Genomic DNA, 25,497 nt, shown 5'->3' with positions numbered 1-25,497 from the left:
TCCAGCCGGCACGTCTTTCGCCCGAGATGGCCGGGCCGCCGCCCCAGGCGGCTCGCCCTGCGCCGGAGATGGGCCGCCCTCCGTCAGAGGCCACAGGCTTCCCTCCAGAACCAGCAGCCGGTGCTCCCGGCCGGCAGCGACACCGTCAGCCTGACGTGCTGCGGGGCGGACTGCCCGATCGCGTTGACGGCGAGAAGGTCGACGTCATAGGTGCCCGCGCCCGCCGGGTCACCCGAGAGCACGCCCGTCGCGGAGTCGAGCGCGAGGCCCGGCGGCATTGTGCCGATGCCGACGTATCGGAGCGGATCGAGGCCGGTGGCCACGACCGTGTGGCTGTAGTGGCTGCCCACCGTCGCGGTGGCGTCAGGCGCCGCCGAGACGATGCGTGCCACCAGGTCGACGCGCGCCACCGAACTGGTGTCGGAATTGGCCAGGTACACCGCGCCGTCGTCGGCCGCATCGATCGACTCGGCGAACGGCGTGCCGCCCAGAGCGACGACCTCGCTGTGCACCGACCCGTCGGCGGCATAGAGCGAGACCGTGTTCGTGCCGAGGTCGGTCGTGTAGACGTTGCCGGCCGGGTCGCTTGTGATGGCGAACGGCCGGGCTCCCGCATCGACCGTGTTCGCCACCACGTTTCGGCCCGGCGGCAGTGTGAGGTCGATCTTCGAGACCGTGTCGCCGACCGAGCTGACGGTGTAGACGAAGTCGTGGTGGTCGAACGCCAGTGCCAGCGGGTGCAGGGCCGGCGCAAGCACGGCCCACGACGGCACGACCACCGCATGCCCGGCGGGGTCGAGGCTGATGCGCGAGACGGTGTGATCTCCCGCGTTCACGACGTAGAGCTGGCCGTCATCGGCGAAGCCGAGCGACTGCGATTCCGCCGTGGGAGAGAGCGCGATGCGGTCGAGCTCGACTCCGTCGGGCGAGAGGCGCGAGACGGTTTCGTCGCCCGAGTTGAGGGTGAAGACCTGGCCCGAGGAATCCGTGGCGACGGCGATGGGGTGCCGGCCGTCGAGGGCGTGACCGAGAGCGGCCGAGAACGCCGTGTCGGTCTGGCCCGTGACAGGGTCGAGCCGGTACAGCGCGCTGAGGGTCAGGCTCGTCACATAGAGTCTGCCCCGGGCATCCTGAGCGATGCTCTGCGGCAGCGAACCGGCTGGCAGATTCGACCGGAAGGCGGCATCGACAGACCCGTCGGCGCCCACCTTCGAGACGGAGTCGCTACCGCTGTTCACCGTGTAGAGGGCGTGATCGGCACCGGCCAGAATCGCCTCGGGCGCCGAACCCGTCGGGAGCGCGGCGAACCAGTCGGCCACCACCGGGGCCGCCAGGGCGGGCACTGCGCCGAGGCCGGCCAGCGGGAGGGTGAAGGCCGCGGTGAGGGCAGCGACGAGGCCGATCACGGGACGGGCGGGTCGTGGGGAGGTCATGGTCATCCTTTCGTGGTGACCGGCCTCCGAGGGGGCGAAGGCCGGTCACACGCGAGAATAACTCATGAAATGTAAGGTGAAGACCGCCTGTGGATAACCCACGAGCGGCCTGACTGGGGAGAGCGGAGTCGCGGACTCAGAGCACGATGTGCATGGCACGCGCCGCGTCGGTGATCGACCCGCTCAACGACGGGTACACCGAGAATGCGCGCGAGAGCTGGTCGACCGTGAGCCGGTGCTCGACGGCGAGCGCGATCGGGAAGATCAGCTCGCTCGCCTTCGGGGCCACGATGACCCCGCCGATCACGGTGCCAGACCCGGTTCGCGCGAACAGCTTCACGAAGCCGTCTTTGATGCCCATCATCTTGGCGCGCGGGTTCTCAGAGAGGGGCAGCTTGTAGATGTCGCCCTGCGCGATGCCCTCCTCGATCTGCCGCTGGGTCCAGCCGACGGTCGCGATCTCGGGCTGCGTGAAGATGTTCGAGGCCACGTTGCGAATCTCGGTGGGATTCACGGCGTCACCCATGGCGTGGAAGACGGCGGTGCGCCCCTGCATCGAGGCGACGGAGGCGAGCGGGAGGAAGGTCGTGCAGTCGCCCGCCGCGTAGATGCTCGGCACGCTGGTGCGCGCCACCCGGTTGACGCGGATGTGGCCCGACTCGGTGAGCTGCACCCCCGCGTCTTCGAGGCCGATGCCGGCGGTGTTCGGAATGGCACCGACCGCCATCAGGCAGTGCGATCCCTCGACGACGCGTCCGTCGGAGAGCGTCGCCACGACGCCGTCGCCCGTATTCACGACGGAGTCGGCGCGCGACTTCGACAGAACGGTCATGCCGTTGCGACGAAAGACATTCTCGATCACGGCTGCGGCGTCGGCGTCTTCGCCCGGCAGAACCTGGTCACGGCTCGAGATCAGGGTGACCTTCGAACCGAGCGCGGTGTAGGCCGACGCGAACTCGGCGCCCGTGACACCCGATCCGACCACGATCAGGTGCTCGGGGATGGCCTCGAGCGTATAGAGCTGGGTCCAGGTGAAGATGCGTTCGCCGTCGGGCATGGCGCTGGCCAGCAGGCGGGGGCTCGCGCCGACCGACACCACGATGGTGTCGCCCTCGATACGGTCGAAGTCGACGCCGTTGGAGCCGGGGCCGGTCGAGACGATGACGGCGTCGCGGCCATCCAGTCGCCCCTCGCCCTGCACGATGCGCACGCCCGAACGGATGAGCGTGGACTTCATGTCTTCGCTCTGCTGGCGTGCGAGACCGAGCAGGCGCTTGTTGACGGCGCCGATGTTCACCGCCACATCGGGCCTGACAGGCCGGCCGGACTCGGTTCGACTGAAGAACTGCACACCCAGATCAGCTGCCTCACCGATGGCGTTCGTCGCCTCGGCCGTCGCGATCAGTGTCTTCGAGGGAACGACGTCGGTGAGCACGGCCGCCCCGCCCACCCCGACCCGCTCGACGAGGGTGACATCGGCACCCAGTTGGGCTCCGGCGATGGCGGCCTCATACCCGCCAGGCCCACCGCCCAGAACGGTGATTCTCTGCTTGCGCTCGAATTCATAGGCCATGGCCACCATTCTTCCCCAGCCGGGGTTTGCGGCCAAACTGCACAGGTTGCCAGTTTTGGCCGATTGCTCGCAGGCGCCAGTAACTAAAGTGGTGGAATGTCTTCTGAAGCAACCAATCCCCTCGACCTGCCCGACATCTCGCCGTTCGAGATCGCGCGAGAAGCGGCCGGCCAGATCGCTGAGAAGTCGGGCATCGCGAAGCACGACATCGCATTGACGCTCGGCAGCGGCTGGGCGAAGGCGGCCGACCTCATCGGCGAGACCGTCGCCACGATTCCGGCGACCGAGATCGTCGGTTTCAGCGCTCCGGCCGTGGTGGGGCACGTCGGTTCGCTGCGCTCGGTGCGGCTGCCGAACGGCACGCACGCGCTGGTGATCGGTGCGCGCACGCACTACTACGAGAGCCATGGGGTGCGCCGGGTGGTGCACAGCGTTCGAACGGCTGCGGCGGCCGGGGCATCCGTCATGATTCTGACCAACGGCGCGGGCGGAATCCGCGAAACGTGGAGCCCGGGCCAGCCCGTGCTGATCAGCGATCACATCAACCTCACCGCCGACTCGCCGCTCGAGGGCGCGACCTTCATCGACCTCACCGACCTCTACTCGAAGCGCCTGCGCGACGTGGCGAAGGGGGTGGATGCATCACTCGACGAAGGCGTCTACGTGCAGTTCCGCGGCCCGCACTACGAGACCCCGGCCGAGGTGCAGATGGCCAAGACCATCGGCGGCCACATCGTGGGCATGTCGACGGCGCTCGAGGCGATCGCCGCCCGGGAGGCCGGCATGGAGGTGCTGGGCATGTCGCTCATCACCAACCTCGCGGCCGGAATCTCGTCGACCCCGCTCTCGCACGCCGAGGTCATCGAGGCCGGCCGGTCGGCCGAACCCGTCATCAGCGCGCTGCTGGCACGCATCGTGGCGGCCCTGTGACAACGGCCGGAACGAACGCAGGCAGAGCGCGCGCGGGCGGGGCGAACGCAAGTCAGCCGAACGCTGTCGGGGCGAACGCAGGCGGGCTGCCCACGGGCCAGACCGAGCCCGGTGGGGCGGAGTCGACATCGCCGTCGCCGGCCGGTTCTGACGAGGAGCTCTTCGCCCGCGTGCGCGCGTGGCTCGCTCAAGACCCCGACGAGGAGACGCGAGCCGAGCTCGGCGCCATGCTCGACGCCGCGGGCGCCGGTAGCGCCGGCGCGAGCCCGGCCACCGACCCGCAGCAGGCGCTGGCCGCGCTGCGCACGCGGTTCGACGGCCGTCTGACGTTCGGTACGGCCGGGCTGCGCGGCGAGATCGCCGCAGGGCCGACGCGCATGAACCGGGTGGTGGTCGCCCAGGCCGCCGCCGGGCTCGGCGCCTACCTCCAGGCGAGGGCGGCCGCCGGCAGCACGCCGTCGGTCGTCGTCGGTTACGACGGGCGCAAGAACTCCGCTGTCTTCGCCCGCGATTCGGCAGAACTGCTGGCCGGCGCGGGGCTGGCCGTGACACTGCTTCCCCGCGAGCTGCCGACACCGCTCGTGGCCTTCGCCGTTCGGCACCTCGACGCGAGCGCCGGAATCATGGTGACCGCGTCGCACAACCCGCCGAACGACAACGGCTACAAGGTCTATCTCGGCGGCGCAGACGAGGGTGCGCAGATCGTCGCTCCGGCCGACGCCGAGATCGAGGCCCAGATCGTGCGCGTCGCGACGACGACTCCGGTGAACGAACTCGCCCGCTCGGCCGACTACGAGACGGCGGCCGAGAGCCTCATCGATGCCTACGTGACGCAGACGGCGGCGGTGGGCTGGCTGCCACCCGCCGAGATCGGCGCCCAGCCCCGCGTGGTCTACACCGCGATGCACGGGGTGGGCTGGCAGACGTTCAGCCGGGTACTGGGGGCGGCCGGGTTCATCGAGCCCGACCTGGTGACCGCGCAGATCGAACCGGATGCCCGGTTTCCGACGGTCGCATTCCCGAACCCCGAGGAGCCTGGGGCTCTCGACCTCGCCTACGAGACGGCGCGGTCGGTGGGAGCCCACCTCATCATCGCCAACGATCCCGACGCCGACCGTCTGGCCATCGCCATCCCCGACACGACCCGGCCAGAGGGCTACCGCCGCCTCACAGGCAACCAGGTGGGCATGCTGCTGGGCTGGCGCGCGGCCGAGGCTGCGACCACGCCCGGGGCGGCGCGGCTGGGAGATACCGCCCGCACGACAGCGCGCCCGACGCTGGCCTGCTCGGTGGTGTCGTCGCCGGCGCTGGCGGCCGTCGCCGCCGCCTATGGGCTCGGCTTTCGCGAGACGCTCACCGGCTTCAAGTGGGTGTCGCGGGTGCCCGGCCTGATCTTCGGCTACGAGGAGGCCCTGGGCTACCTCGTGAACCCCGGCACCGTGCGCGACAAAGACGGCATCTCGGCCGCCATCGCCTTTCTCTCACTGGCAAGCGACCTCGCCGTCGACGGCTACACGATCGCCGACCAGCTCGACCGGTTCAGCGAACGGTTCGGGCACTTCGACTCGACTCAGGTCTCCCTGCGGGTCACCGACCTCGGCCGCATCCGCGCCCTCATGGCGGCCCTGCGCTCCTCGCCCCCGGCCGCCATCGGCGGCATCGCCGTCGCGAGCGTCGACGACCTCGCCGCGGGGTCGGCCGGGCCGACCGGCCTGCCGCCGAGCAACATCCTGCGCATCCGCACCGTCGACGGCGACCGCGTGATGGTTCGCCCGAGCGGCACCGAGCCGAAGCTGAAGGTGTACATCGATGTGTCGAGCACGAAAGGGTCGCTGGCGAAGCGCAAGAAAGCCGTCGCGGGCCGCCTCGCCGCCCTGGAGGCCGGCATGCGCGAGCTGGTCTCGTGAGCGACGCCCTGCCCGGCCCGAGCAGCGGATTCGTGCAGTCGCTCGCGCGGGGGCTGGCGGTCATCCGCGTGTTCGGCGAAGACAACCCGGTGATGACGCTGAGCGACATCGCGCGGGCCAGCGGCCTGACCCGGGCGACCACCCGGCGCTTTCTGATGACCCTCATCGAACTGGGCTACGTGCGCACCGACGGCAAGACCTTCGCGCTCACGGCCCGCGTGCTCGAGCTCGGCTTCAGTTACCTGTCGGGCCTGACCCTGCCGCAGATCGCGCAGCCGCTGCTCGAAGACCTGTCTCGGCAGATCGGCGAGTCGACGTCGGCCGCCATTCTCGACGGGTCAGACATCGTGTACGTGGTGCGCGTGCCGACCCACCGCATCATGACGGTCGGCATCAACCTCGGCACCCGGCTGCCGGCCTACGCCACCTCGATGGGCCGGGTACTGCTCGCCGGCCTCGCCCCCGACGCCCTCGCCGACTATCTGCACGACCTGAAGCTGCAGGCACTCACCAGCCGCACCGTCGGGTCGGAGCAGGCCCTGCTCGCCGAGCTCGACCGCGTGCGCGCCCAGGGCTGGGCGCTGGCCGACCAGGAGCTCGAACCCGGGCTGCGCTCGATCGCCGCGCCCATCCACGACGCCGCTGGAACGGTGGTCGCGGCCGTCAACGTGTCGACCGCGGCCTCATCGGGCACCAGCGCGTCGCTGCGCGCGACCTGCCTGCCCGCTCTGCAGGCCACCGCCGCCCACATCGAGACCGACCTGGCCATCGCCCAGCGCGCGCAGTAGGCCGGGCATCCAGCCCAGCGCGCGCAGTAGGCCGGGCATCCAGCCCTGCGCGCACCGGCGGGGCACCCAGCGCGGGCCCACCCGGGCCCCGGCACGCGCCACCGCCGCCCGCTCAGCCCAGCGCGGCCTCGAGCTTCGCCTCGAGCTCGTCGACATCGAAGTAGTTCTGAACCACCACGACGTCGGCGTTCGTCTTGCCGATCGCCTCGACGAACTCGGGCGACGTGAGAATCACCTGCGCGTCGGCCCCCGCCACGGGCAGGCTCGCCAGGTCGGTCGCCGTCACGTCGGCCTCGATGTCGAGTCGCGCGAGAGCGCGCTCGGCGTTCACCTTGAGGATTCCGGATGTTCCCACCCCGGCCCCGCAGATCGCCACGATCTTCACGACGCCCCCTCGATGCCGAACGCCGCCCGAACCTCGCCGGCGCTCGTGGCGGCCGCGATCGTCGAGATCACACTCGAGTCGTTGAAGATGTTCGCCAGCTCGGCGATTCCGGTCACGTGCTCGTCGGCGGTCAGAACCGCGAGCCCCAGCACCACCGACACCGGGTCGTTGTACGGATGCCCGAAGACCACCGGTTCGGCCAGCGTCACCACCGCCATCCCCGCCTTCAGAACGTCGTCGCCCGGTCGTGCGTGTGCGAGCGCAAGCCCCGGCGCAATGACGATGTAGGCACCGAACTCTTCGACCATGGCCACCATGCGTTCGCCGTACGACGCGGTCGCCGCGCCCGAGGCCACCAGGGCGTCGCCGGCGAGCAGCACGGCCTGCCGCCAGTCGACGGCGGTGGCGCCGAGGGTGATCGCCGATTCGGGGAGGTCGAGCATCCGGCTGCCCGTCTACGCGTCTTCGAAGCCCTCCGAGATGATCTCGGCGAGCTCCTCACGGTCTTCGAGCGGCAGGAAGGCGGCCGCCGCGGCGTTCTGCTGAAAGACTTCGAGGTCTGAGAGCTCGTAGTCGAACGTGTCGGCGAGCAGCGCGAGTTCGCGGCTGATGCTGGTGTTGCTCATCAGCCGGTTGTCGGTGTTCACGGTGACCTTGAAGCCCAGCTGGTAGAGCAGGTCGAACGGATGATCGCCCAGCTCATCGCCCCAGGCCGAGATGGCCCCCGTCTGCAGGTTCGACGACGGCGAGAGTTCGAGGGCGATCTCGCGATCTTTCACCCACTGCGACAGGCGACCCAGCGTCACGTAGGTGTTCTCGTCGTCTTGCCGCGCGATCGTGATGTCTTCGGCGAGGCGCACCCCGTGCCCGAGCCGCAGCGCGCGGCCGTCGAACAACGCGCCCCGGATGCTCTCGAGCCCGTCTGCCTCGCCGGCGTGCACCGTCGTGGGCAGGTAGTTCTGGGCGAGGTAGTCGAACGCGGCGCGGTGGTTGCCGGCCGGAAAGCCGAGCTCGGCCCCGGCGATGTCGAACCCGACCACGCCGCGTTCGCGGTGCCGCACGGCCAGTTCGGCGATCTCGAGGGCCCTGTCGGCGTGCCGCATCGCGGTGACCAGCTGGCCGACCCGGATGATCTGCCCCGCGGGCCCGTAGCCGCCAGCCTGGGCCTGGTCGATGCCCTCCTCGATGCCCGCCTGCACGGCGTCGACGACCTCGTCGAGCGTCAGACCGCCGGCCAGGTGCTGCTCGGGCGCCCAGCGCACCTCGCCGTAGATCACCCCGTCGAGGGCGAGGTCGAGAACGAATTCGCGGGCGACCCTGCTCAGCCCCTCGCGGGTCTGCATGACGGCGGTGGTGACATCGAACGTCTTCAGGTACGACACCAGCGACCCCGAGTCGGCGCTGTTCTCGAACCAGTCGGCGAGCGCGCCCTCGTCGGTCTCGGGCAGTTCGAGCCCGATGGCGTCGGCCAGTTCGATGATGGTGCCGGGGCGGAGGCCACCGTCGAGGTGGTCGTGCAGCGAGATCTTCGGCAGCCCGCTGATGCTCACATCGGTCGAGGAGAGAAAGTATTCTTCGGCTGCAGACATCGGGAGAACCTCCATAAAGCGAGGCCGACAGCCTCTTCGCGGCGCAGGTGCTGTGCCTCACACAATCTATCGGAACGCCCCTTACGCTTGCTGAATGTCACGCAAGATCATTCTCGACTGCGACCCCGGCCACGACGATGCGATCGCCCTGCTGCTGGCGCACGGCAGCCCCGACATCGACCTGCTCGCCGTCACCACGGTGGTGGGCAATCAGACGCTCGAGAAGGTGACGCGCAACGCGCTCTCGGTGGCGCGGGTCGCCGGCATCACCGGCGTGCCGTTCGCGGCGGGCGCATCCCGCCCCCTGGTGCGGCCGATCGAGGTCGCCGGCGACATCCACGGCGACTCCGGCCTCGATGGGCCTGTGCTGCCTGAGCCCACGCTGGCCCTCGACCCGCGGCATGCGATCGACCTCATCATCGACACGGTGATGGCGCACGAGCCCGGCGAGGTGACGCTGGTGCCCACCGGTGGTCTCACGAACATCGCGATGGCCGTGCGCAAAGAGCCGCGCATCGCCGAACGGGTGCGCGAGGTGGTGCTGATGGGCGGAGCGTACGCCGGCGGCAACTGGAGCGCCACGAGCGAGTTCAACATCATCATCGACCCCGAGGCGGCGCACATCGTCTTCAACGAGGCCTGGCCGCTCACCATGGTCGGGCTCGATCTCACCCACCAGGCCCTCGCGACGCCCGAGGTGGTCGAGGCGATCGAGGCCGTCGGCACACCCCCGGCCCGGTTCGTGGGCGAGCTGCTCGAGTTCTTCGGCGAGACCTACCGGCACCACCAGGGCTTCGAGTATCCCCCGGTGCACGACCCGTGCGCGGTGGCCTACGTCATCGACCCGAGCGTGATGAGCGTGCGCAAGACCCCGCTCGACGTCGAACTCACCGGCACGCTGACGCTCGGGATGACCGTGGCCGACTTCCGCGCCCCCGCGCCGCCGGGGTGCACCAGCCAGGTCGCGACCGCCCTCGATCATCCGCGGTTCTGGGCCCTCATCGTCGACGCCCTGAAGCGCATCGGCACCCCCGCCGCCGGTTGAGTAGCCCCGAAGGGGCGTATCGAAACCCCGCCGCCGGCCTCGGGCTTCGATATGCTTGCTGTGCGGGTTACTCGACCAGCGCCGGGTCGCCGACGTCGGGTTTCGATACGCTCGCTGCGCGGGCTACTCAACCGGCGGCGGCCGGTTACGAGATGCGCTCGGCCACGAGGGGGCCGCGGGGGCGGTACTCGTCGGCCGGGCCGATGGCGTACGCGCCGTCGAGGGCCTCGAGTGCACGCTCGAACCGTGCCGGCTCGTCAGCGCTCAGGGTGAACAGCGGCTGGCCGGCCTCGACAGTGTCACCCGCCTTGGCGTGCAGGTCGATGCCCGCGGCGTGCTGCACCGGGTCGGATGCCCGCGCCCGCCCCGCCCCGAGCCGCCAGGCCGCGATACCGAACGGCAGCGCCAGCTGCTCGAGCAGCACCCCCGACGAGTCGGCGTAGATCGTCTGCGTCTCGCGGGGCACCGGCAGTGCGGCGTCGGGATCACCGCCCTGCGCCCGGATCACCGCGCGCCAGGTGTCCATCGCGCGCCCCGAGGCGAGCGCGCCCTCGACGTCGGCGTCGGGCTGCCCCGCCTGGGCGAGCATCTCGCGGGCGAGCGCGAGGGTCAGCTCGACGATGTCGGCCGGGCCTCCGCCGGCCAGCACCTCCACCGACTCGCGCACCTCGTTTGCGTTGCCGATGGCGAGGCCGAGCGGCCGGTGCATGTCGGTGAGCAGCGCCGAGGTTCGAACCCCGGCGTCGTTGCCGAGGTCGACCATGGTCTGCGCCAGCTCGCGCGACTTCGTGATGTCTTGCATGAAGGCGCCCGAGCCGAACTTCACGTCGAGCACGAGGGCAGACGTGCCTTCGGCGATCTTCTTCGACATGATCGACGACGCGATCAGCGGAATCGCCTCGACCGTGCCGGTGATGTCGCGCAGCGCGTAGAGCTTCTTGTCGGCTGGCGCCAGCCCGCTGCCGGCGGCGCAGATGACGCCTCCGACGTCGCGCAGCTGGGCGAACATCTCGTCGTTCGAGATCTCGGCGCGCCAGCCCGGGATGCTCTCGAGCTTGTCGAGCGTGCCGCCGGTGTGCCCGAGCCCACGCCCCGACAGTTGCGGCACGGCCACGCCGAACGACGCCACGAGGGGCATCAGCGGCAGGGTGATCTTGTCGCCCACGCCGCCGGTGGAGTGCTTGTCGACCGTGGTCTTGCCGAGGCCGTCGAAGCTCATGGTCTCGCCGCTCGCGATCATCGCGAGGGTCAGGTCGCGCACCTCGCGGCGCTCCATGCCGTTCAGCACGATGGCCATCGCCATGGCCGCCATCTGCGCGTCTTCGACGTAGCCGCGCGTGTAGGCGTCGATCATCCAGTCGATCTGCGACGTGGTCAGGATGCCCTTGTCGCGCTTCGTGCGGATCAGGTCGATGATGTCGTGCGCTTCGGCGCTCACGCGACGCCCTCGGTCGCCTCGGCGTACTCGACGAGCGTGCGCGGGCCGAAGGCGTCGGGGATGACCTCGTCGATGGTGCGGATGCCCGAGACCGTCTCGAGCAGCATCCCCTCGGCCGAGTGTTCGTAGAGCAGCTGGCGGCAGCGCCCGCACGGCATCAGGGCGCCGCCCTGCCCGTCGACGCACGTGAAGGCGACGAGCTTGCCGCCGCCCGTCATGTGCAGGGCCGACACGAGGGCGCACTCGGCGCAGAGCGTCAGGCCGTACGAGGCGTTCTCGACGTTGCAGCCCGAGATGATGCGGCCGTCGTCGACGATCGCGGCAACTCCCACCGGAAACTTCGAGTAAGGCACATACGCGTGCGACATCGCCTGCAGCGCCACGGCTCGCAGGTCATCCCAGTCGACATCACTGGCCAGCATCACAACTCCATTCGTCACGATTTTATGTAGGGGCGGCCAGAGGCGGCGGGCCCGCGCGAACGACCGACGAGGCCGGCGACGGCGAAGATGGTGAGCAGGTACGGCAGCATCAGCATGAACTCGCTGGGCACCGGCGAACCGATGATGCCGAGCGCGTTCTGCAGGTTCGACGCGAAGCCGAACAGCAGGGCGGCGAGCGTCGCCCGAATCGGATCCCACTGCCCGAAGATCACCGCCGCCAGGGCGATGTACCCGGCGCCAGCCGTCATCTCCTTGTTGAACGCACCCACCGAACCGAGCGTGAAGTACGCCCCGCCGAGGCCGGTGATCGCGCCGGCGAGCAGCACGTTCCAGAACCTGGTCGGGTTGACCCTGATGCCGACGGTGTCGGCGGCCTGCGGATGCTCGCCCACAGCCCGCACGCGCAGCCCCCACTTGGTGTGGAACAGGGCGAAGTACACCGCCGCCACCGCGATGTACATCAGGTACACGATGATCGTCTGCCGGAACAGGGTCGGCCCGATGATCGGGATCTCGCTCAGGATGGGGATGTTGATGCGGTCGAACCGCGGCGGAGAGTTCAGCAGCTCGGCGTTCTTCGACAGCACCTGCGAGTACAAGAAGTTCGTCAGCCCGATGACGAGCACGTTGAGCACGACACCCACGATGACCTGGTCGACGAGGTACTTGATCGCGAACGCGGCCAGCACGAACGACACGACCGCCCCGGCGACCGCGGCTGCCACCAGCCCGACCACCGGCAGGCCGGTGATCGACGCCACCACGGCCGCGACGAACGCGCCGCCGAGCAGCTGGCCCTCGATCGCCACGTTGACCACGCCGACCCGCTCGGAGATGACCCCGCCGAGCGCGCCGAAGATGAGCGGCACCGACAGCGACACGGTTCCGACGAGCAGCCCCGGCACCTGCACCGGCAGCGACGCACCCGCATCGACCCAGGTGAGGAAGGCGACGAGGAAGAGCACACCGAGGATGGCGGTGAGCCACAACGGCACCCGGCGGTTGGCTCGCACAAGCGCGAATCCGGCGGCCGTGATCAGCAGCAGCAGCACGGTCACCACGATGCCCGTGGCCCTGGCCGGCACCGTGATGTCGGGCAACTGGATGGCGTCGCTGTCGGTCGACAGTGAGAACGTCGACGTTCCGTCGCGCCCCAGAATCACGAACAGCACGAGCGCGATCAGCGTGAAGACGGCGTACCCGATGGGCGCCTTCCAGCTCTTGACGATGGTGGTCTCGAGGCCGTTCGAGCTGTCGGGATGCTCGTGCTGGGTCGCTGTGGGCGGCCCGCCGGCGTCGAGCGTCTGGGTCACGTTCGGCACGCCGGTGTCGGCGCCGCCGGGGCCAGTGTTGACGGTGCCGCTCATTTTGCCACCGCCCCTGCCGCCTGGGCCGTCGGGGCCGATGGTGCCGCGGCGGGCGTCTTGGGCGGCTTCGGCTTCTTGGCCACCCCCGGCGTCGGCAGGCGGAACACCGCGCGCACCAGCGGCGGCGCGGCGATGAAGAGCACGATCAGCGACTGCACCACCAGCACGATGTCGACCGGGATGCCCTGGCCGGCCTGCATGGCGAACCCGCCGGCCTTGAAGGCGCCGAACAGGATGCCCGCGACGAAGATGCCCCACGGCTTCGAGCGCCCGAGCAGCGCCACCGTGATGGCGTCGAAGCCGATGCCCGCGTCGATACCCGAACTGAAGCCCGATGTGACGGTGCCGAGCACCTGCGCCACACCCGCGAGGCCGACGAGGCCGCCCGAGAGCAGCATGACGTAGATGTAGCTGCGCTTGACGTTGATGCCGGCGACCCGTGCCGCGTTCGGGTTGACGCCGACCGCGCGGAACTTGAAGCCGAGGCTCGACCGTGACAGCAGCCACCACACGAACACCGTCGCGGCGATCGACACGAGCAGCCCGGCGTGCAGGTTGAAATCGCCGCCCAGCAGGTCGGGGTAGACGGCGGTGGGCAGGTCGGCCGGGGTCTTCGGGTTCGACGAGCCAGGGGCCTGCAGCGCCCCCGGGGTGCGCAGCAGGTAGGCGATGAGCCCCACGGCGATGTAGTTCAGCATGATCGTCACGATGACCTCGTGCGCACCGGTGCGGGCCTTCAGCACGCCGACGATGCCGCCCCACACGGCGCCGCCCACCACGCCCGCGGCGACCGCCGCGAGCAGGTGGATGCCGTACGGCAGCGGAAAGGAGTAGGCCACCCAGCCCGAGCAGGCCGCCGCGATGAGCATCTGCCCCTGGCCGCCGATGTTGAACATGCCGGCGCGGAACGCCAGGCCCACGCCGAGACCGGCGACGATCAGCGGCGTCGCGAACGTGAGGGTGTCGGTGATGGGCTTGATCTGCTTGACGAAGGTGTTGCCGCCGAAGTTGTAGACGGCGCCCTGGAACAGTGCACCGTAGGCCCCCGAGACAGCGACCCAGATCGCGTTGAACGTGTCACCGGGCCGCGAGAAGAAGTACACCGAGGCGGTCTGCACGTTCTCGTCGGTGAGGGCGATGAGAATGCCGCCCACCACGAGAGCGAGCAGCACCGCGAGGATCGAGATGACGACGCTGCCACCCATGATGTCGCGCAGAATCTGGTTCGACCGGGGGGCCGGCGGCACCGCGGTCGACGCCGGTGAGCCCGAACCCGAACCCGGCGCGGCCGGCGACGCTACTGCAGTGCTGCTCACAGCAGGGCTCCTTCGATTTCGTCTGTGGTGGTGATCTCTGCGGGCACTTCGCCCGTCATCATCAGGCCGAGCACGTCGCGCGAGGTGTTGCCCGGCACGATGCCCACGATGCTGCCGCGGTACATCACGGCGATGCGGTCGGCGAGCGCGGTGACCTCGTCGAGCTCGGTCGACACGACGATCACGGGTACGCCGGCATCGCGTGTCTCGACGATGCGCTTGTGCACGAACTCGATCGACCCGACGTCGATGCCGCGGGTCGGCTGCGCGGCGAGGAACAGCCGCAGGTCGCGGCTCAGCTCGCGCGCCAGCACGACCTTCTGCTGGTTGCCGCCCGAGAGGCGGCCGACGGGGGTCTGGATACCCTGCGAACGCACATCGAACTCCTTCGCCTTCTCTTCGGCGAACTGGTTGAGGTAGGTCAGCTGCAGTGACCCGCGTTTCACGAACGGCTCGTTGTCACTGCGGTCGAGCATCAGGTTCTCGGCGATCGTGAACTCCCCGACGAGCCCGTCGACGTTGCGGTCTTCGGGAACGAACCCGACGCCGGCGTCGAGCACCTTCGACACGCTGAGGCCCACGAGCGACCGGCCGTCGAGCGTGATGGTGCCGCGCACGTCGTCCTGCAGCCCGATGATGGCCTCGGAGAGCTCGGTCTGCCCGTTGCCCTGAACGCCCGCGATGGCGAGGATCTCGCCGCGGCGCACCTCGAACGACACCGAGTTGACCACGAGCTGGCCGACGGCATCCACCACCGACAGGTCTTTCACCACCAGGGCTGGCTCACCGGGGGTGGCGATCTCCTTGTGCACGGTGAGCTCGACCGCGCGGCCGACCATCAGCGAGGCGAGTTCTGCGTTGGTGGCGGTGGGCTCGGCCTCGCCGACGACCTTGCCGAGACGGATGATCGTGATGCGATCGGCGATCTCGCGCACCTCGCGCAGCTTGTGCGTGATGAACACGATCGAGGTGCCCGCGTCGCGCAGCTGGCCCATGATGACCATCAGCTCGTCGGTCTCCTGCGGCGTGAGCACGGCGGTCGGTTCGTCGAAGACGAGCACCTGCGCGTTGCGCGAGAGAGCCTTGATGATCTCGACGCGCTGCTGCACCCCAACCGGCAGGTCTTCGACGAGGGCGTCGGGGTCGACGTCGAACCCGAACTGCGAACCGATCTCGCGCACCTTCGCGCGGGCGGCCGCCAGGTCGAGTCGGCCGAGGCCCTTCGTCTGCTCGTGGCCGAGCATCACGTTCTCGGCGACGGTGAACACCGGGATGAGCATGAAGTGCTGGTGCACCATGCCGATGCCGGCGTTCATCGCGTCACCGGGGCCGGCGAAATGCTGCACCTCGTCATCGAGGAGGATCTCGCCGTCGTCGGCCTGGTACAGGCCGTACAAGACATTCATCAGGGTGGATTTGCCCGCGCCGTTCTCGCCGAGAAGGGCATGGATCTCACCCGGCTTCACAACAAGGTCGATGTGGTCGTTCGCGACGAGCGACCCGAAACGCTTGGTGATGCCGCGCAGTTCGAGCTTCATAGTGTCAATCTACTTGAGGGGTTGGCAGGGAGACGAGCGTGCCGCTTAACGAAAGCCGGGGAGCCAGATCGACTGGCCCCCCGGTTTCGTGTCATGGGCGCGTGCGTGCCCGGTGCGCGTTACGGTGCGAGGTACGACTTGACCGGGATCGAGCCGTCGATGATGCCGGCCTTGATCGTGTCGAGTTCACCCTGCAGACCCGAGCTGACCTTGCTCTGGAAGTCGTGGAACGGGGCGATTCCGACGCCGTCGTTCGACAGGTCACCGATGTACGTGGTGGTGTCGAACGTGGTCGCGGTACCGGCGTTCTGCACGACCGCTGCGGTGGCCTGCTTGATGCCCTTCTCCACCGAGGTGAAGTAGAGGCTGTCGTAGGTCGGGAAGGTGTCGTAGACGTCGGCGTCGGCACCCAGCAGGGCGACCGTCTTGCCGGAGTCGGTGATCGCCGCGCCCGCGCTCTGGAAGATCGGGCCACCGACGGGCAGCAGAACGTCTGCACCCTGGTCGATGAAGTTCTGCGCGGTGGTCTTGGCGGTGTCGTTGGCCTCGAAGCCACCGGTGAAGGTCGCGGCGTCGGGGTTGGCCTCGTCGTAGCCGAGCACCTGCACCGACTTCGACTTCTGCTTGTTGTAGTAGTCGACGCCCTGCGCGAAGCCGTCCATGAAGATGGTGACGGTCGGGTAGTTCATGCCGCCGTAGGTGGCGACCTTGCCGGCGGTCGAGTAGTCGGCCGAGGCGTAACCCGCGAGGAATGCGGCTTGGGCGGTGTTGAAGAGGATCGGCTTGATGTTCGGGGCGTCGGTCTTGCCGTCGAAGTCGTTGTCGGCCGCGTCGTCGATGATGGCGAAGTCGACGGTGGGGTTGGCCAGCGCAGCGGTGACGGTGGCGGCCGAGAGGGCGAAGCCCACCGTGATGATCAGCGAGCAGTTCTGCGAGATCAGGCTGTCGATGTTCGGCGCGTAGTCGGTCTCTGCGTTCGACTGAACCGTGATCGGCTTGACGCCGAGGGCGGCCGAGGCCTCCTGCAGGCCCTCGTAGCCCAGCTGGTTGAACGACTTGTCGTCGAAGCCGCCGAGGTCGGAGACCATGCAGGGCTTGAAGCCTGCGACGGCCGATGCGGTGGGCGTTGCAGTCGATGCGGCGGGCGCCGACGCGCAGCCGGCGAGAAGCGCCAGGCTGGCGACCGTAGCCAGGCCGCCTGCGGCGACACGACGTTTGGTGATGCTCAAGATGTCCTCCAAAGTGCTGCCCTGCCCTGGGGGGTCAGGTGCTGTTGGAGGTACACGTTACCGAAAGTTACGTGCGCGCCGAGTATCCACAATGAGTTTGCACCCGAAGCGTTACAAAGACGGGATGCCACGAAATGTCGCGGAAATGTCCACGCGAAAATCGTGCGCGAGACGCAGGTTTCGATAGGCGTGACGCAGGTTTCGATACGCGTGACGCGGGTTTCGATACGCGTGGCTGCGCCACGCTACTCAACCAGCGGCGCTGAAGCGGGCGTAGCGAGAGGGCCCTACAGTACGTCGCCCGAGCCCGACAGCCGCAGGGCATCCACGACCGCCTTCACCCGCTGGGCATGCGCACTGGTCGTCACCAGCAGCGCGTCGGGGGTGTCGACCACGATGATGTCTTCGACGCCGATCAGGCTGATCACCCGGTCGCTGTGCGAGACGACGACCCCGCTCGACGAGTCGGAGAGGATGCGCGCGTTCTTGCCGAGAATGGCGAGCTCCGACTTGCGGCCACCCGAGTGCAGCTTGGCGATCGAGGCGAAGTCGCCGACGTCGTCCCACGTGAAGGTGCCGGGAACGACGGCGAGCTTGCCTTCGAGGGCGCTCGGCTCGGCCACGGTGTAGTCGATCGCGATCTTCTCGAGTTCGGGCCACACGTGGTCGACCACCACGCCGCGGCGCGGGGTGTCCCACGCCTCGGCGAGTTCGAGCAGCCCGGCGAGCAGCTCGGGGCGCGAGCGGCCGATCTGCTCGAGCAGCACGTCGGCGCGCGAGATGAACATGCCGGCGTTCCACATGTAACCGCCGTCGGCGAGGTAGGTCTCAGCCGTCTCGAGGTCGGGCTTCTCGACGAAGCTGTCGACGAAGCACGCGTCGGGGGCGCCCTCGACGCCGAGCGGCCGGGTGGCGTGGATGTAGCCGAAGCCGATGGCGGGTTCGGTGGGCATGATGCCGATGGTGGTGATGTACCCGGCGTCGGCGGTGACGAGGGCCTGGCGCACCACCCGGCGGAAGTGCTGCGGGTCGCCGATCACGTGGTCGGCCGCGAACGAGCCGATGATGACGCCCGGCTGGCGGCGCTCGAGAATGGCGGCGGCCAGCCCGATGGCGGCCGTCGACTCGCGCGGCTCGCTCTCGAGCACGATGTTCGCGTCGGTGAGACCGGGCAGCTGCTTCTCGACGGCGGCGCGGTGGGCACGGCCGGTGACGACCATGATGCGCTGGTCGCCGGCGAGCGGGGCCAGCCTGTCCCAGGTGTCGCGCAGCAGGCTCTGGCCCGAACCGCTGAGGTCGTGCAGGAACTTCGGGGCGTCGGCCCGGGAGAGGGGCCACAGTCGCGATCCGATGCCGCCGGCAGGAATCACACTGTAGTAACGGTCGATCAGATCGTTCTCTTGGCGCATGCGACCCACCCTATATGCGTTCGCTGTTCTGTCCTTCGACGTGGTCACGTCACCGCCCGTTCATGGTGCCTTCGTAGCGTGGCGAGCATGAGGGTTGCGATTGTCACCGAGAGCTTTCTGCCCACCGTCAACGGAGTCACCAACAGTGTCTGCAAGGTGCTCGACCACCTGCACGCGAACGGCCACCAGGCCATCGTCATCTGCCCCTCTTCGGGCAACCCGCCGCACTACCGCGGCTTCACCGTGCACCAGGTCGCCGCCATCGCCTACCGCGAGTTTCCCGTCGGCCTGCCGAACCTGCAGGTGCTGCGCATCCTCGCCGACTTCGCTCCTGACGTGGTGCACGCCGCCTCCCCCTTCATGCTCGGCGCCCAGGGCATCGCGTCGGCCAACCGGCTGGGCGTGCCCTCCGTCGCCGTCTTCCAGACCGACGTCGCCGGCTACGCGCGCCGAAACCACCTCGGCCCGGCCACCAAGCTGGCCTGGCGTTTCGTCAAGTGGGTGCACGACGGGGCGACGCTCACTCTCGTTCCGTCGACGGCGTCGATGGATGACCTGCAGAAGCTCGGCGTCAAGCACCTGCGGCACTGGGCGAGGGGGGTCGACCTCGAGGCCTTCCACCCGCGCAACCGCGCCCTGCCCGAGGCACAGGCGCTGCGTGAGCGCCTCAGCCCCCGGGGCGAGATCGTCGTGGGGTACGTGGGCCGTATCGCGCCAGAGAAGCAGCTCGAACGGTTCGCCGCCCTTCGGGGCATGCCGGGCATCCACATCGCCCTCGTCGGCGACGGGCCCGCGCTCGCCCAGGTGAAGGCGGTGACAGAAGGGATGCCCGTGACCTTTCTCGGTCGTCTGGGCGGCGCCGCGCTCTCGGCGGCCTATGCGAGCTTCGACGTCTTTCTGCATACCGGCACAGAAGAGACCTTCGGCCAGACCCTGCAGGAGGCGCACGCGGCCGGACTGCCCGTGATCGCGCCCCGCGCGGGTGGACCGATCGACCTCGTGGCCGACGGCGAGAACGGCTACCTCTTCGACCCCGACGACCCCGACGAGATGCGCGACCTGGTGGCCGACCTCGCGGTGAGCCCCACGCTGCGGCGGCGGATGGGCGAAGCAGGCCGGCGGGCGGTGCTCGGGCGCACGTGGACGAGTGTCTGCGGCGAGTTGGTCAAGCACTACGAGTCGGTGCTCGACGTGCCTACACTGGACACGAGACGGACGGCTCGGGCCCGTCTCTAGAAAGGCTAGCCTTCGTTTTAGTTAGGTCACCCTTACAAGACATTTCACGATGCGAACACTATGCTGAAGAAGATTTCGCACCGGGCGCGGCGCATGTGCGCCAGGTAGCGAACCCATCCTTAACCAAAGGGGGTTGCTCGTGCCCAATGAAGCGGCATCGACACTCACCACCGCCAGAAGCTCGTCGAAACGGCCGGCCGGCACGCTGTACCGCGGCAACACGGGCATGTGGTCGTGGGTTCTGCATCGCATCACCGGTGTGGCCATCTACTTCTTCCTGCTCGTGCACGTTCTCGACACGGCGATGATCCGGGTGAGCCCGGAGGCGTACGACTCGGTGATGAGCACGTACAAGAACCCGCTGATGGGCCTCGGCGAGACGGCGCTCGTGATCGCGATCATGTTCCACGCGTTCAACGGCATCCGCATCATCCTGATCGACTTCTGGAGCAAGGGCGCGAAGTACCAGCGCGTCATGTTCTGGATCGTCATCGCGCTCTGGGTCATCGGCACCGCCGGGTTCGCTCCCATCCACCTGCACAACGTCTTCACCGAGGGGCAGTGATGTCGACGATCATCGAGGCACCGCGCTCACCGCGGGTACGTTCCAGCAAGGGCCGCGTCAACTGGGAGAAGTGGGGCTGGCTGTACATGCGCCTCTCCGGCGTGCTGCTGCTCATCCTCATCTTCGGCCACCTCTTCGTGAACCTGGTTCTCGGCCAGGGCATCAAAGAGATCGACTTCGCGTTCGTCGCCGGCAAGTACGCCACGCCGTTCTGGCAGTGGTGGGATGTCGTGATGCTGTGGCTCGCGATGATCCACGGTTCGAACGGTATGCGCACCATCGTGAACGACTACGCGTCGAACCGCGTCGTTCGCCGGGTGCTGCTCGGGGGCATCCTCGTCGCCGCCGTCGTCTTGATCGTGCTCGGCACGCTCGTGGTCTTCACCTTCGACCCGTGCAGCACCCTCATCCCGGCAGACCAGGCTCTCTCGTTCTGCCCCGTGCCGTAACGACACGCACCGAAGCACGTTCTCACAACCGCAAGGAACCAGATCCAGTGACTGACTATGCAGATGGCACCGTCGTCGACGGCGTGACCTACCACCAGCACGACGTGGTGATCGTCGGTGCCGGTGGCGCCGGAATGCGGGCGGCCATCGAGGCCGGCCCGAAGGCGCGCACCGCCGTCATCTCCAAGCTCTACCCCACCCGCTCGCACACGGGCGCGGCGCAGGGCGGCATGGCCGCCGCCCTCGCGAACGTCGAAGAAGACAACTGGGAGTGGCACACCTTCGACACCGTCAAGGGCGGCGACTACCTGGTCGACCAGGATGCCGCGGAGATTCTGGCGAAAGAGGCCATCGAGGCGATCTACGACCTCGAGAACATGGGCCTGCCGTTCAACCGCACGCCCGAGGGCAAGATCGACCAGCGCCGCTTCGGCGGGCACACCCGCGACCACGGCAAGGCGCCCGTTCGCCGGGCCTGCTACGCGGCCGACCGCACGGGCCACATGATTCTGCAGACCCTGTACCAGAACTGTGTGAAGCACGGCATCAACTTCTTCAACGAGTACTACGTGCTCGACCTCGTCATGGTCGAGGTCGACGGCGTCAAGCGCCCCTCGGCCGTCGTCGCCTACGGGCTCGCCACCGGCGACCTGCACGTCTTCCAGGGCAAGTCGATCGTGTTCGCGACCGGCGGGTTCGGCAAGATCTTCAAGACCACGTCGAACGCCCACACACTGACCGGCGACGGCGTCGGCATCATCTGGCGCAAGGGCCTGCCGCTCGAAGACATGGAGTTCTTCCAGTTCCACCCGACGGGGCTGGCGGGCCTCGGCATCCTGTTGTCTGAAGCGGCACGTGGTGAGGGCGCCATTCTGCGCAACAGCGAGGGCGAGCGCTTCATGGAGCGCTACGCCCCCACCATCAAAGACCTCGCCCCGCGTGACATCGTCGCGCGCTGCATGGCCACCGAGATCCGCGAAGGCCGGGGCGGCGGGCCGAACAAAGACTACGTCTACCTCGACATCACCCACCTCGAGCCGGCCGTCATCGACGCCAAGCTGCCCGACATCACCGAGTTCGCCCGCACCTATCTCGGCGTCGAGCCCTACACCGAGCCCGTGCCCGTGCTGCCGACCGCGCACTACGCGATGGGCGGCATCCCGACCAACGTGGCCGCCGAAGTGCTGAGCGACAACACGACCGTCGTGCCCGGCCTCTACGCCGCCGGCGAGTGCGCCTGCGTCTCGGTGCACGGCTCGAACCGCCTCGGCACCAACTCGCTGCTCGACATCAACGTCTTCGGCAAGCGCGCCGGCAACAATGCGGTCGAGTACGCGGCGACGGCGGAGTTCGTTCCGCTGCCCGACGACCCGGCGAAGCCCATCCGCGACCTGGTCGAGATGCTGCGCACCTCGAACGGCACCGAGCGCATGTCGACCATGCGGAAGGAGCTGCAGGATTCGATGGACCGCAATGCACAGGTCTACCGCACCGAGACCTCGCTCATCGAGGTGACGAAGGTCATCGCCGACCTGCGCGAGCGCTACAAGAACGTCATGGTGCAAGACAAGGGCAAGCGGTTCAACACCGACCTGCTCGAGGCCATCGAGCTCGGCTTCCTGCTCGACCTGGCCGAGGTGCTCGTCTATTCGGCGATGTACCGCAAGGAGAGTCGCGGCGGACACTTCCGCGAAGACTTCCCGAAGCGCGACGACGAGAACTACATGCTGCACACGATGGCCTACCTCACCGGCGACGCACACTCGACCGATGCGGGCGACCACATCAAGCTAGACACGAAGCCGGTAGTGGTCACCCGCTACCAGCCCATGGAGAGGAAGTACTAATCATGAGTACGGCAACCCTGGACTCTCCCCCGGCTCCGGCCGAGGCGCCCATCCCGACCTTCACCGTCACCATGATGGTGCGCCGGTTCAACCCCGAGGTCGACGAAGAGCCGCGCTGGGAGGACTTCGACGTCGAGCTCTACCCCACCGACCGGGTGCTGGATGCCCTGCACAAGATCAAGTGGGAACAAGACGGTTCGCTGACCTTCCGTCGCTCGTGCGCGCACGGCGTCTGCGGCTCGGATGCGATGCGCATCAACGGCCGCAACCGTCTCGCCTGCAAGACCCTCATGAAAGACCTCGACATCACGAAGCCCGTGTACGTCGAGGCCATCAAGGGCCTGCCGCTCGAGAAAGACCTCGTGGTCGACATGGAGCCGTTCTTCGCCTCCTACCGCGAGGTGCAGCCCTTCTTGATCGCGTCAGACAAGCCCGAGAAGGAGCGCATCCAGTCGGCCAGCGACCGCGCTCGTTTCGACGACACCACCAAGTGCATCCTGTGCGCCGCGTGCACCTCGTCGTGCCCCGTGTTCTGGACCGACGGGCAGTACTTCGGCCCGGCGGCCATCGTGAACGCGCACCGCTTCATCTTCGACTCCCGCGACGAGGCCTCGTCGGTGCGTCTCGACATTCTGAACGACAAAGAGGGCGTGTGGCGCTGCCGTACGACCTTCAACTGCTCTGAGGCGTGCCCCCGAGGCATCCAGGTGACCCAGGCCATCGCCGAGGTCAAGCAGGCCATCATGTTCGGCAAGCGCTGACATTTGCACACCAGAAGGGCCGCACGCAACCCGTGCGGCCCTTCTGCACGCCCGGGGCCGGCCGGCTCTAGGCTGAGGGCGTGAGCACAACGCCTGTGAAGAGTGCCAAAGACCCCAAGCCGAGCGAGGCCGTCGAGGTCGCGACCGAAGACGCCGAGGCGAAGCGCGCGACGAAGCCCACCGGCATCAAGGGCCTGATCGACTGGGTGCTGCACTCGAAGCCGGTGCGGGTCTTTCAGAACTACGGCGCCAACGGCGGGCCGCTGCTCGCCTCGGGCATGAGCTACCAGGCGGTCTTCGCGATCTTCGCGGCACTCGCCGCCGTGTTCTCCATCTTCGGTCTCGCGCTGGCCTCGAACCCGCAGCTGCAAGACGCCATCATCGCCCAGTTGAACACGAGCGTGCCGGGGCTGATCGGCCCCGACGGCGCGATCAAACCGGATGCCCTGACCAGCGCAACTCCCGCCCTCGGCTGGACCGGTGTCATCGCCATCGCCGGCCTGATCTTCACCGCCGTGGGCTTTCTCGGGTCGACGCGCAGCGCGATCAGGCTGATCTTCAACCTGCCCGGGCCGAAGACCAACTTCGTGCTGCTGAAGCTGAAAGACTTCGGCCTCGCCATCGCGTTCGCCATTCTGCTGCTGATCTCGGCGGCGATGTCGATCGCCTCGAGCTCGGCGCTCGGGTTCGTGTTCGGCCTGTTCGGCTGGGATCAGACGTCGGTCGCCGGCCAGGTCATCGCACGCATCGTCGGCCTCGTGGTGGTGTACATCTTCGACACGCTGGTGCTGGCCGGGGTGTACCGGGTGTTGTCGGGCGTGCCGATTCCGTTCCGGCAGCTCGCCCCGGGCGCCGCCCTCGGGGCCGTCGTGATGGGCATCCTGAAGGTGCTGGGCTCGGCGCTGCTCGGCGGCGCGACCTCCAACCCGCTGCTCGCCTCCTTCGCCGTGATCATCGGCATCCTGATCTGGTTCAACCTGATCTGCCAGGTGCTGCTGATCTTCGCCTCGTGGATCGAGGTCAGCATGATGGATGCCCACATCGACCCGCGCAACCTCACCCCCGAAGAGGCAGAGGCCGAAGCCCTGCAGGCCGAAGCCGAAGCGCACCGAACGGCCCTTCTCGCCCAGCGCACCCAGATGGCGACCGAGCTGGAACGCGCCCACGGGCTGCGCAAGGGCACCCTGCGGCGGGCGATCAGGCGCATCGACCGCGAGCTCGCCCGCGAGCCGCAGGAGCCCGTCATCGACCCCTCCTCGGCCACCCCGCCGCCGAAGTAGAGTGTCGGCCGCGGCCGGTAATGTGGAGGGCATGGTCTCCGGCTCCAAGAATCTGCGCGTCGCCTCTGTCAACGTGAACGGCGTGCGCGCCGCGTTCCGCAAGGGCATGGCCGGGTGGCTCGACGGGCGCGGTGTCGACATCCTCGCGCTGCAGGAGGTGCGGGCGTCGACCGAAGACCTCGAGCAGCTGCTCGGGCCCGAATGGAACATTCTGCACGACGCCGCCACGGCGAAGGGTCGTGCGGGGGTGGCGATCGCGTCGCGCGACCGGGCGAACATCCACCGGGTCACCATCGGCGACGAGGAGTTCGACAGCGCCGGGCGCTGGCTCGAGGCCGACTACGAGGTCAACGGGCAGATCGTCACCGTCGTGAGCGCCTACGTGCACTCGGGCGAAGACGGCACGCCCAAACAGGTGGAGAAGTACAAGTTTCTCGACGGCATGGAGAAGCGGCTGCCCGAGATCACCGAGCACAGCGAGTTCGCGGTGGTCGTCGGCGACCTCAACGTGGGTCACAGACCGCTCGACATCAAGAACTGGAAGGGCAACGTCAAGCGCGCCGGGTTTCTGCCCCGCGAGCGGGCCTACTTCGACCGATTCTTCGGCGAGGCCGGCAGCACGGTCGAGGGCGTCGACGGCTCGACGGGCCCCGGCCTCGGCTGGGTCGACGTGGGGCGCCGCCACGCGGGCGAGGTCGACGGGCCGTACACGTGGTGGTCGTGGCGCGGTCAGGCGTTCGACAACGACAGCGGCTGGCGCATCGACTACCAGGTCGCGACGCCCGCCCTCGCCGAGCGGGTCACCGCCTACTCGGTCGACCGGGCAGCGTCGCACGCCGAGCGATGGTCGGATCACACCCCTGTCGTCGTCGACTACTCGATCTGACGCTGGTCGAGCAGCGCGATGCGCCACGCTGGTCGAGTAGCGCGAAGCGCGTATCGAGACCCACGCTGGTCGAGTAGCGCGAA

23 protein-coding genes are annotated in these 25,497 nt (G+C 68.4%); 11 read left to right on the top strand and 12 right to left on the bottom strand.

The genetic code is table 11. From position 1 onward, the window contains the following. Positions 1–83: 83 nt before the first annotated feature. Both V3W46_RS10860 and V3W46_RS10855 read right to left on the bottom strand, forming a co-directional pair. Positions 84–1,433, bottom strand: coding sequence for a putative Ig domain-containing protein (locus V3W46_RS10860; protein WP_331783131.1), 1,350 nt, complete (start codon positions 1,431–1,433; stop codon positions 84–86). A 136-nt stretch (positions 1,434–1,569) separates the two neighbouring features. After that, a complete protein-coding gene (locus V3W46_RS10855; RefSeq protein WP_331783130.1) occupies positions 1,570–3,006 on the bottom strand; it encodes an NAD(P)H-quinone dehydrogenase in 1,437 nt (478 codons plus the stop codon). Positions 3,007–3,102: 96 nt separating this feature from the next. On the opposite strand from V3W46_RS10855, the gene V3W46_RS10850 reads away from it, so the two are divergent. The 3 genes from V3W46_RS10850 to V3W46_RS10840 all read left to right on the top strand — a co-directional run bounded on the left by V3W46_RS10850 (position 3,103) and on the right by V3W46_RS10840 (position 6,631). Then, entirely contained in the window at positions 3,103–3,936 is an 834-nt protein-coding gene (locus tag V3W46_RS10850) for a purine-nucleoside phosphorylase (protein WP_331783129.1), read from the top strand. A 170-nt stretch (positions 3,937–4,106) separates the two neighbouring features. Further along, the gene (locus V3W46_RS10845) at positions 4,107–5,843 is read left to right on the top strand and encodes a phospho-sugar mutase (RefSeq protein WP_331783223.1); all 1,737 of its coding nucleotides are present in this window, start codon (positions 4,107–4,109) and stop codon (positions 5,841–5,843) included. Further along, complete coding sequence (locus tag V3W46_RS10840) at positions 5,840–6,631, top strand: IclR family transcriptional regulator domain-containing protein (protein WP_331783128.1); 792 nt, start codon at positions 5,840–5,842, stop codon at positions 6,629–6,631. Before V3W46_RS10845 ends, V3W46_RS10840 begins: the two co-directional genes overlap by 4 nt. 112 nt (positions 6,632–6,743) lie before the next feature. On the opposite strand, the gene V3W46_RS10835 is transcribed toward V3W46_RS10840, so the two are convergent. The 3 genes from V3W46_RS10835 to V3W46_RS10825 are packed head-to-tail and all read right to left on the bottom strand — an operon-like array spanning position 6,744 to position 8,605. Further along, positions 6,744–7,016, bottom strand: coding sequence for a PTS sugar transporter subunit IIB (locus tag V3W46_RS10835; RefSeq protein ID WP_331783127.1), 273 nt, complete (start codon positions 7,014–7,016; stop codon positions 6,744–6,746). Next, positions 7,013–7,459, bottom strand: coding sequence for a PTS sugar transporter subunit IIA (locus tag V3W46_RS10830; RefSeq protein WP_331783126.1), 447 nt, complete (start codon positions 7,457–7,459; stop codon positions 7,013–7,015). Before V3W46_RS10830 ends, V3W46_RS10835 begins: the two co-directional genes overlap by 4 nt. 12 nt (positions 7,460–7,471) lie before the next feature. Further along, positions 7,472–8,605, bottom strand: a complete 1,134-nt coding sequence (locus V3W46_RS10825) for an adenosine deaminase (RefSeq protein WP_331783125.1) — start codon at positions 8,603–8,605, stop codon at positions 7,472–7,474. Positions 8,606–8,699: 94 nt separating this feature from the next. On the opposite strand from V3W46_RS10825, the gene uriH reads away from it, so the two are divergent. Then, complete coding sequence (gene uriH, locus V3W46_RS10820) at positions 8,700–9,650, top strand: uridine-preferring nucleoside hydrolase UriH (RefSeq protein WP_331783124.1); 951 nt, start codon at positions 8,700–8,702, stop codon at positions 9,648–9,650. A 145-nt stretch (positions 9,651–9,795) separates the two neighbouring features. On the opposite strand, the gene V3W46_RS10815 is transcribed toward uriH, so the two are convergent. From V3W46_RS10815 to V3W46_RS10785, 7 genes are all read right to left on the bottom strand, one after another. Continuing rightward, complete coding sequence (locus tag V3W46_RS10815; protein WP_331783123.1) at positions 9,796–11,088, bottom strand: thymidine phosphorylase; 1,293 nt, start codon at positions 11,086–11,088, stop codon at positions 9,796–9,798. Continuing rightward, positions 11,085–11,510 (bottom strand): cytidine deaminase, encoded by a 426-nt coding sequence (locus V3W46_RS10810; RefSeq protein ID WP_331783222.1) that lies wholly within the window; start codon positions 11,508–11,510, stop codon positions 11,085–11,087. Before V3W46_RS10810 ends, V3W46_RS10815 begins: the two co-directional genes overlap by 4 nt. Before the next feature lie 14 nt (positions 11,511–11,524). After that, positions 11,525–12,898 carry an ABC transporter permease gene (locus tag V3W46_RS10805; RefSeq protein WP_331783122.1) on the bottom strand — a complete coding sequence of 458 codons (1,374 nt, stop codon included), beginning with the start codon at positions 12,896–12,898 and terminating at the stop codon, positions 11,525–11,527. After that, a complete protein-coding gene (locus tag V3W46_RS10800; protein WP_331783221.1) occupies positions 12,895–14,103 on the bottom strand; it encodes an ABC transporter permease in 1,209 nt (402 codons plus the stop codon). The genes V3W46_RS10805 and V3W46_RS10800 overlap by 4 nt, the downstream gene beginning before the upstream one ends. Before the next feature lie 107 nt (positions 14,104–14,210). After that, positions 14,211–15,752, bottom strand: coding sequence for an ABC transporter ATP-binding protein (locus V3W46_RS10795; protein WP_331783121.1), 1,542 nt, complete (start codon positions 15,750–15,752; stop codon positions 14,211–14,213). Positions 15,753–15,871: 119 nt separating this feature from the next. Further along, on the bottom strand, positions 15,872–16,981 hold the full coding sequence (locus tag V3W46_RS10790) for a BMP family lipoprotein (protein ID WP_331783120.1): 1,110 nt from the start codon (positions 16,979–16,981) through the stop codon (positions 15,872–15,874). 287 nt (positions 16,982–17,268) lie between these two features. Beyond that, positions 17,269–18,390 carry a mannose-1-phosphate guanylyltransferase gene (locus V3W46_RS10785; protein WP_331783119.1) on the bottom strand — a complete coding sequence of 374 codons (1,122 nt, stop codon included), beginning with the start codon at positions 18,388–18,390 and terminating at the stop codon, positions 17,269–17,271. An 87-nt stretch (positions 18,391–18,477) separates the two neighbouring features. Here V3W46_RS10785 and V3W46_RS10780 point away from each other — a divergent pair, with 87 nt between their 5' ends. The 7 genes from V3W46_RS10780 to V3W46_RS10750 all read left to right on the top strand — a co-directional run bounded on the left by V3W46_RS10780 (position 18,478) and on the right by V3W46_RS10750 (position 25,414). After that, positions 18,478–19,626, top strand: coding sequence for a glycosyltransferase family 4 protein (locus tag V3W46_RS10780; RefSeq protein WP_331783118.1), 1,149 nt, complete (start codon positions 18,478–18,480; stop codon positions 19,624–19,626). Between the two features lie 139 nt (positions 19,627–19,765). Continuing rightward, positions 19,766–20,191, top strand: coding sequence for a succinate dehydrogenase, cytochrome b556 subunit (sdhC, locus tag V3W46_RS10775; RefSeq protein ID WP_331783117.1), 426 nt, complete (start codon positions 19,766–19,768; stop codon positions 20,189–20,191). Next, positions 20,191–20,640 carry a succinate dehydrogenase hydrophobic membrane anchor subunit gene (locus V3W46_RS10770; RefSeq protein ID WP_331783116.1) on the top strand — a complete coding sequence of 150 codons (450 nt, stop codon included), beginning with the start codon at positions 20,191–20,193 and terminating at the stop codon, positions 20,638–20,640. The genes sdhC and V3W46_RS10770 overlap by 1 nt, the downstream gene beginning before the upstream one ends. 47 nt (positions 20,641–20,687) lie before the next feature. After that, positions 20,688–22,487, top strand: a complete 1,800-nt coding sequence (sdhA, locus tag V3W46_RS10765) for a succinate dehydrogenase flavoprotein subunit (protein ID WP_331783115.1) — start codon at positions 20,688–20,690, stop codon at positions 22,485–22,487. Between the two features lie 2 nt (positions 22,488–22,489). Then, entirely contained in the window at positions 22,490–23,248 is a 759-nt protein-coding gene (locus tag V3W46_RS10760) for a succinate dehydrogenase iron-sulfur subunit (RefSeq protein ID WP_331783114.1), read from the top strand. 80 nt (positions 23,249–23,328) lie between these two features. Continuing rightward, positions 23,329–24,528, top strand: a complete 1,200-nt coding sequence (locus V3W46_RS10755) for a YihY/virulence factor BrkB family protein (protein WP_331783113.1) — start codon at positions 23,329–23,331, stop codon at positions 24,526–24,528. Positions 24,529–24,559: 31 nt separating this feature from the next. After that, positions 24,560–25,414, top strand: coding sequence for an exodeoxyribonuclease III (locus V3W46_RS10750; RefSeq protein WP_331783112.1), 855 nt, complete (start codon positions 24,560–24,562; stop codon positions 25,412–25,414). Positions 25,415–25,497 lie beyond the last annotated feature (83 nt).

The organism is Subtercola sp. YIM 133946 (assembly GCF_036553535.1).
Taxonomy (GTDB): Bacteria; Actinomycetota; Actinomycetes; order Actinomycetales; family Microbacteriaceae; genus Subtercola.
Note: the sequence above shows the minus strand (reverse complement) of the source record. Positions and strands in the feature narration are given on the sequence as shown.

Bases quoted from the DNA above. Each gene is read 5' to 3' on its own strand.
- V3W46_RS10810 (WP_331783222.1), bottom strand. From the start codon at position 11,510: ATGCTGGCCAGTGATGTCGACTGGGATGACCTGCGAGCCGTGGCGCTG.
- V3W46_RS10780 (WP_331783118.1), top strand. From the start codon at position 18,478: ATGAGGGTTGCGATTGTCACCGAGAGCTTTCTGCCCACCGTCAACGGA.
- V3W46_RS10770 (WP_331783116.1), top strand. From the start codon at position 20,191: ATGTCGACGATCATCGAGGCACCGCGCTCACCGCGGGTACGTTCCAGC.
- V3W46_RS10800 (WP_331783221.1), bottom strand. From the start codon at position 14,103: ATGGGTGGCAGCGTCGTCATCTCGATCCTCGCGGTGCTGCTCGCTCTC.
- V3W46_RS10805 (WP_331783122.1), bottom strand. From the start codon at position 12,898: ATGAGCGGCACCGTCAACACTGGCCCCGGCGGCGCCGACACCGGCGTG.
- V3W46_RS10760 (WP_331783114.1), top strand. From the start codon at position 22,490: ATGAGTACGGCAACCCTGGACTCTCCCCCGGCTCCGGCCGAGGCGCCC.
- V3W46_RS10830 (WP_331783126.1), bottom strand. From the start codon at position 7,459: ATGCTCGACCTCCCCGAATCGGCGATCACCCTCGGCGCCACCGCCGTC.
- V3W46_RS10850 (WP_331783129.1), top strand. From the start codon at position 3,103: ATGTCTTCTGAAGCAACCAATCCCCTCGACCTGCCCGACATCTCGCCG.
- V3W46_RS10795 (WP_331783121.1), bottom strand. From the start codon at position 15,752: ATGAAGCTCGAACTGCGCGGCATCACCAAGCGTTTCGGGTCGCTCGTC.
- V3W46_RS10860 (WP_331783131.1), bottom strand. From the start codon at position 1,433: ATGACCTCCCCACGACCCGCCCGTCCCGTGATCGGCCTCGTCGCTGCC.
- V3W46_RS10750 (WP_331783112.1), top strand. From the start codon at position 24,560: ATGGTCTCCGGCTCCAAGAATCTGCGCGTCGCCTCTGTCAACGTGAAC.
- uriH (WP_331783124.1), top strand. From the start codon at position 8,700: ATGTCACGCAAGATCATTCTCGACTGCGACCCCGGCCACGACGATGCG.
- V3W46_RS10825 (WP_331783125.1), bottom strand. From the start codon at position 8,605: ATGTCTGCAGCCGAAGAATACTTTCTCTCCTCGACCGATGTGAGCATC.
- V3W46_RS10855 (WP_331783130.1), bottom strand. From the start codon at position 3,006: ATGGCCTATGAATTCGAGCGCAAGCAGAGAATCACCGTTCTGGGCGGT.
- V3W46_RS10785 (WP_331783119.1), bottom strand. From the start codon at position 18,390: ATGCGCCAAGAGAACGATCTGATCGACCGTTACTACAGTGTGATTCCT.